The sequence below is a fragment of the Streptomyces sp. GB4-14 genome (assembly GCF_022696125.1).
GTDB classification, from domain to species: Bacteria; Actinomycetota; Actinomycetes; order Streptomycetales; family Streptomycetaceae; genus Streptomyces; species Streptomyces werraensis.
In genome coordinates, this window is record NZ_RZHO01000002.1 from 3,266,764 (window position 1) to 3,280,573 (window position 13,810).

Here is a 13,810-nt window from a genome sequence, read left to right on the forward strand (position 1 = left end):
ACCCCTCCGGAAGCGGGGCATTCCCCCTGGTCCTCCGGCCCTCGCGCCCCCGGGTGTTCATGTGCCCTGCGGCGACCTCGGCGGGCTGACCGTCGTGCGGGGCGGCCGGCGCTGCGAGGACGTGCGCACGATCAGCTCGGTCGGTATCACCTGCTCGACCGGCCGGTCCGAGTCGACCCCCTCGATGGCGTCGATCAGCAGCTGTACCACCGCCGTGCCGATGCGGCGGGGTTTCAGGGAGAGCGTGGTGACGGGCGGCTCGGTGTTGGCGTACACCGTGGACTCGCTGCAGCAGACGAGAAGCAGGTCCTCCGGCACGCGCAGTCCGTAGCGGCGGGCCGCGGCGAGCAGATCCGTGCCGTTGGGGTCGAAGAGGCCGTAGACCGCGTCGGGGCGGTCCGGGCGGGCGAGCAGCCGGTCGGCGGCGACGGCGCCCGCGCACGGGTCGTGCGCCGGGTACGCCTCGTACACCGGGTCCTGCCCCACCCGCTCGCACCAGCGCAGGTACGCGGTGGTCGACAGGTGGGTGTAGGTGTCGGTGGTGGTGCCGGTCAGCAGGCCGATGCGGCGGGCGCCGGCGTCGGCGAGGTGGTCGAGGATGTTGAGCACGGCGGTCTCGTGGTCGTTGTCGACCCAGGCCGTGACCGGCAGGGAGCCGGCCGGGCGGCCGTCGGAGACCACGGGTAAGCCCTGGCGGACCAGCTCGCTGACCACCGGGTCCTGGTCGGAGGGGTCGATGACCACCGTGCCGTCCAGGGCCACGTTGGACCACACGTCGTGACGCGAGGTCGCGGGCAGGATGACGAGGGCGTAGCCGCGGGCGAGTGCGGCGGAGGTGGCGGCCCGCGCCATCTCGGCGAAGTACGCGAACTCCGTGAAGGTGAAAGGTTCATCCCCGTACGTCGTCACGGTCAGGCCGATGAGGCCGGACTTCCCGGTGCGGAGCGTTCGGGCGGCGGCCGAGGGGCGGTACCCCAGTCTGTCGGCGACCTCGCGGACGTGGCGCCGGGTGGCGTCCGGGAGCCGGCCCTTGCCGTTGAGGGCGTCGGAGACGGTCGTGATGGAGACTCCGGCGGCGGCGGCCACGTCCCTGATGCCCGCCCGACCCGGCCGGCTGCCTCGGCGTGAGGTTTCCGCGCGGCTCACCTGGTGCTTCCCTGCTGCTGTCATGGCGAGCCGATAGTAGGGCTCATGCGGTGGGGTAGGGCGGACGCATATGCACGCGTTGACAGGCACGTTTCTGCAAGATCATTCTGCATCGATCACCATGGAAAACATGGGTGTTGAACGGTTCAATGCCAGTCCCTGACGTGTCGGTGCATGCGTGCCTGGCGAGGGTGCGATGTTGCGAAGAGGTCTCAACTCACCTGCACGGGTGACGCGCGCCACGGCGCGAACCACCGGCGCATAGATATATGTGCGGCGCGCCCCTGACCCGCACGCCCTTCGTACCCGTACGAGCGATGTCGCCCGTGTTGTCCATGTGACGCAGGAGAAGGAAGGCCCGGTCGTCGCCCCTATACGCAGCGAGGCTGAATCCTCATAAGGTGAGGAGTATTGGATGTCGGCGGCGGTCATGGGCCGCCGGTCTTCGCAAGGAGGACTGCGGTGAGCGAGACGAGCCCCAAGCTGCGCGCCGAGCTGGAGGGGATCCCCACCTACAAGCCGGGCAAGCCCGCGGCGGCCGACGGGCCGGTGGCGTACAAGCTGTCCTCCAACGAGAACCCCTACCCGCCGCTGCCGGGCGTGATGGAGACGGTGACGGCCGCCGCCTCCTCCTTCAACCGTTACCCGGACATGGCCTGCACCGCCCTCACGGCCGAGCTGGCCGATCGGTTCGGGGTGCCGGCGTCCCACGTGGCCACGGGCACGGGCTCGGTCGGCGTGGCCCAGCAGCTGCTGCAGGCCACCTCAGGACCCGGTGACGAGGTGATCTACGCCTGGCGCTCCTTCGAGGCCTACCCGATCATCACGCAGATCAGCGGCGCCACGTCCGTGCAGGTCCCGCTGACCGAGGGCGATGTGCACGACCTGGACGCGATGGCCGACGCGATCACCGAGCGGACCCGGCTGATCTTCGTCTGCAACCCCAACAACCCGACCGGCACCGTGGTGCGCCGGGCCGAGCTGGAGCGGTTCCTCGACCGGGTGCCCCGCGACGTCCTGGTGGTGCTGGACGAGGCCTACCGGGAGTTCATCCGCGACCCCGAGGTGCCGGACGGCGTGGAGATCTACCGCGAGCGGCCCAACGTCTGCGTCCTGCGCACCTTCTCGAAGGCGTACGGTCTCGCCGGGCTGCGCGTCGGTTTCGCCATCGCGCACGAGCCGGTGGCCGCGGCGCTGCGCAAGACGGCGGTGCCGTTCGGCGTGAGCCAGATCGCCCAGGAGGCGGCGATCGCCTCGCTGCGGGCCGAGGACGAGCTGATCGGCCGGGTCGGCTCCCTGGTCTGCGAGCGCAACCGGGTGGTCGACGGGCTGCGTGCCCAGGGCTGGACGGTGCCCGAGACCCAGGCCAACTTCGTGTGGCTGCGGCTGGGGGAGCGCACCGTGCCGTTCGCGCAGGCGTGCGAGCAGGCGGGCGTGGTCGTCCGGCCGTTCCCCGGCGAGGGGGTGCGGGTCACCATCGGTGAGACGGAGGCGAACGACATCTTCCTGAAGGTCACCGAGGAGTTCCGCGCCCAGGGCTGACCTGCGGGTACAGCAGGCCCGACCTGCACGGACGAGGAGCGGCCGGCGGTTGATCCGCCGGCCGCTCCCGTGTGTCCGGGGCAGGCGGCAGGTCTCCCTCGTGGGGAAGGTCCGGCGAAGGGGTTGACGTCACACAGGACCCCCCTTCCGGGTCGGAAAAGCAGTAGGTCATAATTGCTTGTGAATGTGAACGCGTTCACAAGCGCATCCCGTTTCTCCCGAGATGGCCGGGTGGAGCGGGCCCCGCGCGGCTGCTGCACCACGGCGAAGTAAGGAGCGACGACGTGGATCTGGCTCTGGCGCCGGAGACCCTGGCGCGATGGCAGTTCGGCATCACCACCGTCTACCACTTCCTCTTCGTTCCCCTGACGATCTCGCTCGCCGCCCTCGTCGCCGGGCTGCAGACCGCCTGGGTGCGGACGGAGAAGGAGAAGTACCTCAGGGCGACGAAGTTCTGGGGCAAGCTCTTCCTGATCAACATCGCGATGGGCGTCGTCACCGGCATCGTGCAGGAGTTCCAGTTCGGCATGAACTGGTCCGACTACTCGCGTTTCGTCGGTGACGTCTTCGGCGCCCCGCTCGCCTTCGAGGCGCTGATCGCCTTCTTCTTCGAGTCCACCTTCATCGGCCTGTGGATCTTCGGCTGGGACCGGCTGCCGAAGAAGATTCACCTGGCCTGCATCTGGATGGTGTCGATCGGCACGCTGCTGTCGGCGTACTTCATCCTCGCCGCCAACTCCTGGATGCAGCACCCGGTCGGCTACCGGATCAACGGGGAGAAGGGCCGCGCCGAGCTCACCGACTTCTGGCTGGTGCTCACCCAGAACACCACGCTCAACCAGGTCTTCCACAGCTTCTCGGCGGCCTTCCTCACCGGCGGCGCCTTCATGGTCGGCATCGCGGCCTTCCACCTGATGCGCAAGAAGCACATCCCGGTGATGCGCACCTCGTTGCGGCTCGGCCTGGTCACCCTCGCGGTCGGCGGACTGTTCACCGCGATCAGCGGCGACACCCTCGGCAAGGTCATGTACGAGCAGCAGCCGATGAAGATGGCCGCCGCCGAGGCACTCTGGGACGGCGAGGAGCCGGCGCCCTTCTCCGTCTTCGCCTACGGCGACGTCGACAAGGGACACAACGAGGTCGCCCTGGAGATCCCCGGCCTGCTGTCCTTCCTCGCCCACAGCGACTTCGAGTCCTATGTGCCCGGCATCAACGACACGAACGAGGCGCTGCAGGAGAAGTTCGGACCCGGCGACTACAAGCCCATCGTGCCCGTCGCCTACTGGGGCTTCCGCTGGATGATCGGGTTCGGCATGGCCTCCTTCTCGCTGGGCCTGCTGGGGCTGTGGCTCACCCGGAAGAAGTTCCTGCTGCCGGCCGCGTACCGCACCGGCGAGGACGAGGTGCCGCTACTGGTGCTGCTGAAGCGCCCGCTCGGCTCCCGGCTGACCCGGCTCTACTGGCTGGCCGCGGTGTGGACGATGGCCTTCCCGCTGATCGCCAACGCCTGGGGCTGGATCTTCACCGAGATGGGCCGTCAGCCCTGGGTCGTGTACGGCGTGATGCGGACCGAGGACGCGGTCTCCCCCGGCGTGTCCCAGGCCGAGGTCATCACCTCGATGACCGTCTTCACCCTGCTCTACGCCGTGCTGGCCGTCATCGAGGTCCGGTTGCTCGTCAAGTACGTCAAGGCGGGGCCGCCCGAGCTGAGCGACTCCGACCTCAATCCGCCCACGAAGCTCGGCGGCGACGTCCGTGACGCCGACAAGCCGATGGCCTTCTCGTACTAGGCCGAGGGAGCTGCACTGTCATGGAACTGCACGACGTCTGGTTCGTCCTCATCGCCGTCCTGTGGACCGGCTACTTCTTCCTCGAGGGCTTTGACTTCGGGGTCGGCGTCCTGACCCGGCTGCTGGCCCGCAACCGGGCCGAGAAGCGGGTGCTCATCAACACCATCGGCCCGGTGTGGGACGGCAACGAGGTCTGGCTGCTCACGGCTGGCGGCGCCACCTTCGCCGCCTTCCCCGAGTGGTACGCCACCCTCTTCTCCGGCTTCTACCTGCCGCTGCTCGCCATCCTGATCTGCCTGATCGTCCGCGGGGTCGCCTTCGAGTACCGGGCCAAGCGGCCCGAGGAGAACTGGCAGCGCAACTGGGAGACGGCGATCTTCTGGACCTCGCTGCTCCCGGCGTTCCTGTGGGGTGTCGCCTTCGGCAACATCGTGCGCGGGGTCAGGCTGGACGCCGACTTCGAGTACGTGGGCACCGTCTGGGACCTGCTCAACCCGTACGCCCTGCTGGGCGGTCTGGTCACGCTGACCCTGTTCACGTTCCACGGCACGGTGTTCACTGCCCTCAAGACGGTCGGGGACATACGGGAACGGGCGCGGAAACTGGCCCTGAAGGTGGGTCTGGTCGCCGCCGTGCTGGCGCTGGTCTTCCTGCTGTGGACGCAGGTCGAGAGCGGTGACGGGGCCAGTCTGGCCGCGTTCGGCGTGGCGGTCGCCTCGCTGGTCGCCGCCCTGGGGGCCAATCAGGCAGGACGCGAAGGATGGGCGTTCACCCTGTCCGGCGTCACCATCGTGGCCGCGGTGGCCATGCTTTTCCTGACGCTGTTCCCGAACGTCATGCCCTCCACCCTGGACCCCGAGTGGAGCCTGACCGTCACCAACGCCTCTTCCAGCCCGTACACGCTGAAGATCATGACCTGGCTCGCGGTCATCGCCACCCCGCTGGTGCTGCTCTACCAGGGCTGGACCTACTGGGTCTTCCGCAAGCGGATCGGCACCCAGCACATCGCCGATCCCGTGCACTGAGGGTGTGTTTCACGTGAAACCAATCGACCCCCGCCTCCTCCGGTACGCGCGTGCCACCCGGGGCTTCCTGGCAGCGGTCGTCGCCCTCGGGGCCGTCGGCGCGGGGCTGGTCGTCGTCCAGGCCATGCTCATCGCGGAGATCGTGGTCGGCTCGTTCCAGGACGGCCGGTCCGTCGGTGAGCTGCGCACGCCACTGCTGCTGCTCGTCGCGGTGGCGGCCGGCCGGGGCCTGGTCGGCTGGCTGACCGAGCTGGCCGCCCACCGGGCGAGCGCCGCCGTGAAGTCGGAACTGCGGGGGCGGCTGCTGGACCGGGCGACGGCTCTGGGTCCGGGGTGGCTGGACGGGCAGCGCACCGGGTCGCTGGTCACCCTGGCGACCCGGGGCGTCGATGCCCTCGACGGCTACTTCTCGCGGTATCTCCCCCAGCTGGGCCTTGCGGTGGTCGTGCCGGTCGCCGTGCTGGCTCGGATCGTCACGGAGGAGTGGGTGTCGGCGGCGATCATCGTCGGCACCCTGCCGCTCATCCCCGTCTTCATGGTGCTGATCGGCTGGGCCACCCAGAACCGGATGGACCGTCAGTGGCTGCTGTTGTCACGACTGTCCGGACACTTCCTGGACGTCGTGGCCGGGCTGCCGACGCTGAAGGTCTTCGGGCGGGCCAAGGCGCAGGCCGAGTCGATCCGCACCATCACCGCCGAGTACCGGCGGGCGACCATGCGGACGCTTCGGATCGCCTTCATCTCGTCGTTCGCGCTGGAACTGCTCGCCACTCTCTCGGTGGCGCTGGTCGCCGTGACCATCGGCATGCGCCTGGTCCACGGCGAGCTGGACCTGTACACCGGTCTGCTCATCCTGATCCTGGCGCCGGAGGCGTATCTGCCGCTGCGCCAGGTGGGGACGCAGTACCACGCGGCCGCGGAGGGGCTCGGCGCGGCCGAGGAGATCTTCACCGTGCTCGAGACGCCCGTCCCCGCGGCGGGGAAGGGCGCGGTGCCTCGGGGCCCCCTCGCCTTCGAGAAGGTGACCGTCCGTTACCCCGGCCGGGGCACGGACGCCGTGACGGACGTGTCCTTCACCGTCGCTCCCGGCGAGACGGTCGCCCTGGTCGGGCCGAGTGGATCCGGGAAGTCCACGCTGCTCAGCACGGCGCTGGGGTTCGTCCGTCCCGACGCGGGCCGGGTGAGCGTCGGTGGGGCCGACCTCACCGGACTCGACCTCGCCGCGTGGCACCGGCACGTCGCCTGGGTGCCGCAGCGGCCCCATCTGTACGCCGGGACGATCGCGGAGAACGTCCGGCTGGCCCGGCCCGACGCGGACGACGCGGCGGTGCGGCGCGCGCTGCGGGACGCGGGCGCGCTGGAGTTCGTGGATGCCCTGCCTCAAGGCGCCGACACCGTGCTCGGCGAGGACGGGGCGGGGCTCTCGGCCGGGCAGCGACAGCGGCTCGCGCTGGCCCGCGCGTTCCTGGCGGACCGGCCCGTGCTGCTGCTCGACGAGCCGACGGCCGCCCTCGACGGGGCCACGGAGGCCGAGGTGGTGGCGGCGGTACGGCGCCTGGCGGAGGGCCGGACGGTGCTGCTCGTGGTGCACCGTCCGGCCCTGCTCGCCGTCGCCGACCGCGTGGTCCGGCTGGCGGCGCCCGAGGCTCACGACGAGGCCGCGCCCGTCGCCGCGGGCCGGACGGAGGAACACACGGCGTCCGGCACGGCACCCGGGAAGGGCTCCGAGCCCGAGCCCGCCACCGACGCGCCCGCCGAGCCGATTCCCGGGCGCGTGCTCGCCCGGGTGCGTGCCCTGTCGGGCGCCCGGCGGGGGAGGATCACGCTCGCGCTGCTCCTCGGCACCCTCGCCCTGGGCAGCGCTGTCGGTCTCATGGCCACCTCCGGCTGGCTCATCTCCCGCGCCTCGCAGCAGCCGCCGGTGCTCTACCTGATGATGGCCGTCACCGCGACGCGCGCCTTCGGCATCGGCCGGGCCGTGTTCCGCTACGCCGAGCGGCTGGTCTCCCACGACGCCGTGCTGCGCATGCTGGCGGACACCCGGGTCGCGGTCTACCGGCGGCTGGAACGTCTCGCGCCCGCCGGACTGCGCGGCACCCGCCGGGGCGACCTGCTGACCCGGCTGGTCTCCGACGTGGACGCGCTCCAGGACTACTGGCTGCGCTGGCTGCTCCCGGCCGGCGCCGCCCTTGCCGTGTCCGCCCTGTCCGTCGGCTTCACCGCGTGGCTGCTGCCCGAGGCCGGTGCCGTGCTCGCGGCCGGGCTCCTTCTGGCGGGCGCGGTCGTCCCGCTGCTCACCGCCGCCGTGGCACGGCGCACCGAGCGCCGGCTGGCCCCGGCCCGCGGCGACCTCGCCACCCGGGTGACCGACCTGCTCAGCGGCACAGCCGAGCTGACCGTCGCCGGGGCGCTGCCCGCACGGTCCGAGGGGACGCGACGGGCCGACGGCGCGCTGACCCGCATCGCCTCGCGCTCCGCCGCCGTCACCGGCCTCGGCGACGGACTGACCGCGCTCATCTCGGGCCTGACCGTGGCCGCCGCCGCGCTCGTCGGCGTGCAGGGCGTGGCGTCCGGCCGGCTCGACGGCGTGGCCCTGGCCGTGGTCGTGCTCACCCCGCTGGCCGCGTTCGAGGCGGTCCTCGGCATGCCCCTCGCCGTGCGCTACCGGCAGCGGGTGCGCCGCAGCGCGGAGCGCGTGTACGAGGTGCTGGACGCGCAGCCGCCCGTGCACGAGCCGGAGACGCCCCGACGAGCGCCCGCCTCGCCGTTCCCGCTCGCCCTCAGGGGACTCACCGCCCGCCACCCCGGGCAGGGCCGGGACGCGCTTGCCGGGCTGGACCTGACGCTGGAGCAGGGTCGCCGCGTCGCGGTGGTCGGCCCTTCCGGCTCCGGCAAGACGACCCTCGCCCAGGTGCTGCTGCGGTTCCTGGACACCGGCGCCGGCGTCTACACGCTCGCGGGCGTGGACGCCCGTGCCCTGGACGGGGACGACGTACGGCGCATGGTGGGGCTGTGTGCGCAGGACGCGCACCTGTTCAACAGCTCCGTCCGGGAGAACCTGCTGCTGGCGCGGAAGAACGCGACCGAGGCCGACCTGCGCGACGCGCTCCGCCGTGCGCGGCTGCTGGACTGGGTGGACGGACTGCCGGACGGGCTGGACACGCTGGTCGGTGAGCACGGCGCGCGGCTGTCGGGGGGCCAGCGGCAGCGGCTCGCCCTGGCGCGGGCCCTGCTGGCGGACTTCCCCGTGCTGGTGCTGGACGAGCCCGCCGAGCACCTCGACCTGCCGACCGCGGACGCGCTCACGGCCGATCTGCTGGCCGCCACCGAGGGCCGTACCACCGTCCTCGTCACCCACCGGCTGGCCGGCCTGGAGGTGGTGGACGAGGTGATCGTGCTGGACGCGGGGCGGGTGGTGCAGCGCGGACCGTACGAGGAACTCCGTTTCGTCGACGGTCCGTTGCGGGACATGGCGCTGCGCGAGGAGGAGACGGGAGCACCGGTGGCGGTGTCCTAGCCGGCGCTCGCGCACGAACGAGGGGGCCGCACCGACACAGCGTCGGGACGGCCCCCTCCGGTACGTGCGCCCGCGCACGAACGAGGGGGCCGCACCGACACAGCGTCGGGACGGCCCCCTCCGGTACGTGCGCCCGCGCACGAACGAGGGGGCCGCACCGACACAGCGTCGGGACGGCCCCCTCCGGTACGTCAGACGAGCCGGCCCACGAGGTGGACGACACCGGCGAGCAGCTCGGTCAGAACGTTCATGGCGGATCCTCCTGTGATGTGCATCGCGTGCGTGGGACTACGCACGCTCCACGCGCCGGAACGCGTGGGGGACATGCGCAAGGCACCGGTCTGCAGCCCGTTGCTTGCGCCCTACAAGGATCAATGAGTCACGGGGGCCACGGCAGTCACATGGGCATCAGGCACCCGATCTGAGGAGTGTCTGACCCTCAGTTCGATTCTTGAGGGGTGGCATGGCACTGAGACGTTGACGCTCCGTCAGTGCGGACGGGCTTCCGGACGACCGTCGAAGCATCCGTCCGGGGGTGTGTCCTCCCCCATGTGTACGACGTGAACGCGCCTCCTGCCCCGGGGCGGGGACAGGATCGCAGGCATGCGTCTCACCCGCCGTCGTCCGCTGCTCGTCGCCGTGCTGTTCTGCGCGCTCGCCGTGCTCGCCGCCCGGCCCGCCGACGGCGACGGATCCCACGCCCCCGGCCACGGCTCCTCATCCGTCAGCGCCGAGGTTGCCCAGCTGTACGAGGAGGCGGCGGAGGCCACCGAGCGGTACGAGGCCGGACGCGAGGAGGCGGAGAGGCAGCGGGAGCTGGCGCAGCAGCTGGAGGAGCGGCTCGACCGCGAGCGGCAGGAGGCCGCCGTGCTCCGTGAGGACCTGGGCCGGATCGCCAGCTCCCAGTACCGGGACGGTGGGGGGCTGCCCCTCACCGCGCACATGCTCCTGGCGGACGATCCCGAGCAGCTGATGCGCGGTCAGCGTGTCGTGCACCATGCCGAGATGGCGCTGGAGCAGGCGCTCGGCCGCAGCGAGCGGGCCGAGGCGCGGCTCGCCCGGGACGAGGCGAAGGCCGCGGCGGCCTGGAAGCAGCTGGAGAAGCGGAACGAGGAACTCGCGGCGCTGCAGCAGGACATCGAGGACAAGCTCGAGGCGGCGCGCTGGAAACTCCAGGGCGAGGCGGACGCCTCGGTGGCGGCGGGCTCCTGTCGCGGCGCCGTCCGGCTCGACCAGCCGCCGGCGCGGTACACCACCCCCTGGGTGGCGCCCGTGGAGACCTACGAGCTGTCCGCCTCCTACGGCAGCGGCGGCGCACGCTGGGCGAACCGGCACACCGGGCAGGACTTCGCGGTGCCGATCGGGACGCCGGTGCGGTCCGTGGGCAGCGGCACCGTGGTGAAGGTGTCCTGCGGCGGCGCGTTCGGCATCGAGATCGTGGTCGAGCACCCGGGCGGCTACTACACCCAGTACGCGCACCTGGCCGCCGTCGCCGTCGACCAGGGGGAGCGCGTGTCCCCCGGGCAGTGGATCGGGCAGTCCGGCACCAGCGGCAACTCCACCGGCCCGCACCTGCACTTCGAGGTGCGGGTGACCCCGGAGATGGGGTCGTCGGTGGACCCGGTGCCGTGGCTGGCCGGGCGGGGGGTGACGCTCTGAGGCGGCGGGCCCCGGGGCCTCCGGCCCGCCCGATGAGCCGCCGAGGGCTTACGCCCGCCCGTTCAGCAGCTGCTCGATCACCACGGCCACGCCGTCGTCGTTGTTGGCGACCGTGCGGCCCGAGGCGGCGGCGAGCACGTCCGGGTGGGCGTTGCCCATCGCGTACGAACGGCCCGCCCAGGTCAGCATCTCGACGTCGTTCGGCATGTCGCCGAAGGCGACGACCTCCTCGTGCGAGATGCCGCGCTCGGCGCAGCACAGCGCGAGGGTGCTCGCCTTGGAGACGCCGGGTCCGCTGATCTCGAGCAGGGCGCTGGGGCTGGAGCGGGTCACGGTGGCGCGGTCACCGATGGCGAGCCGGGCCACGGTGAGGAACGCGTCCGGCTCCATCCCGGGGTGGTACGCCAGGATCTTGAGCACCGGTTCGGCGGTCGTGGGGGAGTCCTCGGCCAGCAGGTCCTCGGCGGGCGCCAGGTCGTCCGGCACCTCCATGTGCAGCTTCGGGTAGGCGGGCTCCTGGTAGAAGCCGTAGGTCTGCTCCACGGCGTACACCGTGCCCGGGGCGGCGTCGCGCAACAGGCCCACCGCGTCCAGGGCGTTGCTCCGGGGCAGCTCGCGGACCTTGACGAAGCGATGCGCGCCCGGGCCGCCGTGCAGGTCGACGACGGCGGCCCCGTTGCCGCAGATGGCGAGGCCGTGGCCGTGCACATGGTCACTGACCACGTCCATCCAGCGGGCCGGGCGGCCGGTGACGAAGAAGACCTCGATGCCCGCCTCCTCGGCGGCGGCCAGGGCGGCGACGGTCCGTGGGGACACCGACTTGTCGTCGCGGAGCAGGGTGCCGTCGAGGTCGGTGGCGATGAGCCGCGGTGGGGTGGTGGCGGCCGGGGTCTCGGGCTCTCGGATCGCTGAGGTCACCCGCTCATTGTCCCGCATATGCCCGCACGACCGTGCGGGACTCCGCACATCTGAGTGATTACCGACGTCACCAGCGGCTTCTCGTCCCGCCTCGGAGGGGCGGCGCCCGTTGTCGTTCACCGCAGCTGCGCCGGGGCCTCCATCGCGATCCGTTCGAAGACCTTCTGGTCCGCAGTGAAGTCGGAGTCCGGGATGGGCCAGTGCAGCACGATCTCGTTGAAGCCCAGCTCGATGTGGCGGCCGGCGAAGTCGACGAAGGCGTCCAGGGACTCCAGCGGGCGGCCTCGGTCCGGGGTGAACCCGGTGAGCAGGATCTTGTCCAGCCCGGTCACGTCCCGGCCGATCCCGGCACAGGCGTCGGCGAGCTTGTCCACCTGACCGCGAATGGCCAGAACCGACTGCTCGGGCGTGCCGTCCTCGTACAGTTTCGGGTCGCCGGTGGTCACCCACGCCTGCCCGTACCGGGCCGCGAGCCGCAGTCCGCGCGGGCCGGTCGCTGCCACCGCGAAGGGAAGCCGCGGACGCTGGACACAACCGGGGATGTTGCGCGCCTCGTGCGCCTGGTAGAAGTCGCCCTCGTAGGACACGGCGTCCTCGGTGAGCAGCCGGTCCAGCAGGGGCACGAACTCGGCGAAGCGGTCGGCGCGCTCACGCGGGGTCCAGGGCTCCTGGCCGAGGGCGGTGGCGTCGAAGCCGGTGCCGCCCGCGCCGATGCCGAGGGTGACGCGGCCGCCGGAGATGTCGTCCAGGGAGATGAGCTCCTTGGCCAGGGTGACCGGGTGCCGGAAGTTCGGCGAGGTCACCAGGGTGCCCAGACGCATCCGCTCGGTCACCCCCGCGGCGGCGGTCAGGGTCGGGACGGCCCCGAACCACGGGCCGTCGCGGAAGCTCCGCCAGGACAGGTGGTCGTAGGTGTAACCGGCGTGGAAGCCCAGCTCCTCGGCCCGCACCCAGGCGGAACGGCTGCCTTCGTGCCAGCGGCGGTACGGGAGGATCACGGTGCTCAGACGCAGGCTCATGCACCGAGCCTAAGCGGCGCGTCCGGTTTCACGTGAAACACACCCTGTGCACGGCCCTCGAGGGGCCGCCCGTCCTCCTACGGCTCCCCCTCACCGCACCAGAGCCTCACCGCACCCGGGCGCTCAGCCAGGGGGTGAGCACGACCATCGGGATGAACTCCTTGTGCGTACGGTCCCCCGGCAGCGGCACGACGAGGAAGTAGCCCGGCGGGAACCGCCGCGCCTTCACATACGCCAGCCCGTCGAACAGCGACCGCAGAAAGGCGGGCACGTCGTCGCGCGGGATGTCGGGGCACTCGACGCCCTCGACGTCGATCAGCGCATCGTCCTCCGGGAACAGGCGTACCCGCACCCGAGGCAGGCCGCCGAACTCGACATGGGCCTCGTGCGGCAGGGAGCCGTCGGGGTCGGTGGTGACTCCGACGCCGGCCGCGGTGCGGCGGGAGGTCTGGTCGGCGCCGATGTCGTGGGCCACCTCGATCTCGCGTCCGTACCGCTCGGCGAGGGCACGGAGGGCGGTGACGGCGGCCTCGGTGGTGGGCAGATGCTCCATGCCGTCGATCATGGCCTACCGGCTCTCGCCGAAGCGCAGATACCGGCTGGGAACGGCCTCGGTCAGCCAGACGCCGTTGGCGCTGACGTGGAAGACATGTCCGTCGCGGTGCATGGCGCCCGCGTCGACCGACAGCACCACCGGCCGCCCCCGGCGGGCCCCGACACGGGTGGCGGTCTCACGGTCGGCGGAGAGATGCACGGCGTGCCGGTTCATGGGCCGCAGGCCCTCGGCGCGGATCGCGTCCAGGTTCCGGGCGACGGTGCCGTGGTACAGCCAGGCCGGCGGATCGGCGGGCGGCAGCTCCAGGTCCACGGGGATGGTGTGCCCCTGGCTGGCGCGGATACGGGCGCCCTCGACGGCGAAGCGCCGCTTGTCGTTGGCGGCGACGACATGGTCGAGCTCCTCCCGGGTGATCGGGAAGCCATGGTCCGCCACCGCGGCGATCAGCGCGTCGATCTCGCCCCAGCCGGCCGCGTCGGGGGTCAGCCCGATCCGCTCGGGCTGGTGGCGCAGGTGCTTCGCGAGGTACTTCGACACCCGCACGGTCCGTCTTTCGTCCATCTGTTCAGACTGCCGGGAGAGACGCGCATCACGCGATCGATTTACATCCGAAGGTTTGATCCACAGATAAGCAAGGT

10 protein-coding genes are annotated in these 13,810 nt (G+C 71.6%); 5 read left to right on the forward strand and 5 right to left on the reverse strand.

Annotated elements, in window-relative coordinates; all coding sequences use genetic code 11:
• Positions 1 to 57: 57 nt before the first annotated feature.
• Complete coding sequence (locus tag ELQ39_RS16250) at positions 58 to 1,170, reverse strand: substrate-binding domain-containing protein (RefSeq protein ID WP_190004435.1); 1,113 nt, start codon at positions 1,168 to 1,170, stop codon at positions 58 to 60.
• Between the two features lie 438 nt (positions 1,171 to 1,608).
• Between ELQ39_RS16250 and hisC the strand changes: the two genes are divergently transcribed.
• From hisC to ELQ39_RS16275, 5 genes are all read left to right on the forward strand, one after another.
• The gene (gene hisC, locus ELQ39_RS16255; protein WP_190004436.1) at positions 1,609 to 2,688 is read left to right on the forward strand and encodes a histidinol-phosphate transaminase; all 1,080 of its coding nucleotides are present in this window, start codon (positions 1,609 to 1,611) and stop codon (positions 2,686 to 2,688) included.
• Positions 2,689 to 2,972: 284 nt separating this feature from the next.
• A complete protein-coding gene (locus ELQ39_RS16260) occupies positions 2,973 to 4,478 on the forward strand; it encodes a cytochrome ubiquinol oxidase subunit I (RefSeq protein WP_242592429.1) in 1,506 nt (501 codons plus the stop codon).
• A 20-nt stretch (positions 4,479 to 4,498) separates the two neighbouring features.
• Positions 4,499 to 5,503 (forward strand): cytochrome d ubiquinol oxidase subunit II, encoded by a 1,005-nt coding sequence (gene cydB / locus ELQ39_RS16265; protein WP_190004438.1) that lies wholly within the window; start codon positions 4,499 to 4,501, stop codon positions 5,501 to 5,503.
• A 13-nt stretch (positions 5,504 to 5,516) separates the two neighbouring features.
• On the forward strand, positions 5,517 to 9,020 hold the full coding sequence (gene cydD, locus ELQ39_RS16270; RefSeq protein WP_242592430.1) for a thiol reductant ABC exporter subunit CydD: 3,504 nt from the start codon (positions 5,517 to 5,519) through the stop codon (positions 9,018 to 9,020).
• 603 nt (positions 9,021 to 9,623) lie between these two features.
• Positions 9,624 to 10,679, forward strand: coding sequence for a M23 family metallopeptidase (locus tag ELQ39_RS16275; RefSeq protein ID WP_242592431.1), 1,056 nt, complete (start codon positions 9,624 to 9,626; stop codon positions 10,677 to 10,679).
• 48 nt (positions 10,680 to 10,727) lie between these two features.
• Here ELQ39_RS16275 and ELQ39_RS16280 read toward each other — a convergent pair whose 3' ends face one another.
• From ELQ39_RS16280 to ELQ39_RS16295, 4 genes are all read right to left on the reverse strand, one after another.
• Positions 10,728 to 11,615 carry an HAD hydrolase family protein gene (locus ELQ39_RS16280; RefSeq protein ID WP_242592432.1) on the reverse strand — a complete coding sequence of 296 codons (888 nt, stop codon included), beginning with the start codon at positions 11,613 to 11,615 and terminating at the stop codon, positions 10,728 to 10,730.
• A 98-nt stretch (positions 11,616 to 11,713) separates the two neighbouring features.
• The gene (locus tag ELQ39_RS16285; protein ID WP_242592433.1) at positions 11,714 to 12,616 is read right to left on the reverse strand and encodes an LLM class flavin-dependent oxidoreductase; all 903 of its coding nucleotides are present in this window, start codon (positions 12,614 to 12,616) and stop codon (positions 11,714 to 11,716) included.
• 106 nt (positions 12,617 to 12,722) lie between these two features.
• On the reverse strand, positions 12,723 to 13,181 hold the full coding sequence (locus tag ELQ39_RS16290) for a hypothetical protein (RefSeq protein WP_190004443.1): 459 nt from the start codon (positions 13,179 to 13,181) through the stop codon (positions 12,723 to 12,725).
• Between the two features lie 3 nt (positions 13,182 to 13,184).
• Positions 13,185 to 13,733, reverse strand: coding sequence for an RNA 2'-phosphotransferase (locus ELQ39_RS16295; protein ID WP_242592434.1), 549 nt, complete (start codon positions 13,731 to 13,733; stop codon positions 13,185 to 13,187).
• Between the last annotated feature and the right edge of the window lie 77 nt (positions 13,734 to 13,810).

Excerpts from the sequence above, each read along its gene's own strand:
- ELQ39_RS16250 (WP_190004435.1), bottom strand. The coding sequence starts at position 1,170 with ATGACAGCAGCAGGGAAGCACCAGGTGAGCCGCGCGGAAACCTCACGC.
- cydB (WP_190004438.1), top strand. The coding sequence starts at position 4,499 with ATGGAACTGCACGACGTCTGGTTCGTCCTCATCGCCGTCCTGTGGACC.
- ELQ39_RS16275 (WP_242592431.1), top strand. The coding sequence starts at position 9,624 with ATGCGTCTCACCCGCCGTCGTCCGCTGCTCGTCGCCGTGCTGTTCTGC.
- ELQ39_RS16280 (WP_242592432.1), bottom strand. The coding sequence starts at position 11,615 with ATGCGGGACAATGAGCGGGTGACCTCAGCGATCCGAGAGCCCGAGACC.
- ELQ39_RS16285 (WP_242592433.1), bottom strand. The coding sequence starts at position 12,616 with ATGAGCCTGCGTCTGAGCACCGTGATCCTCCCGTACCGCCGCTGGCAC.
- ELQ39_RS16290 (WP_190004443.1), bottom strand. The coding sequence starts at position 13,181 with ATGATCGACGGCATGGAGCATCTGCCCACCACCGAGGCCGCCGTCACC.
- ELQ39_RS16295 (WP_242592434.1), bottom strand. The coding sequence starts at position 13,733 with ATGGACGAAAGACGGACCGTGCGGGTGTCGAAGTACCTCGCGAAGCAC.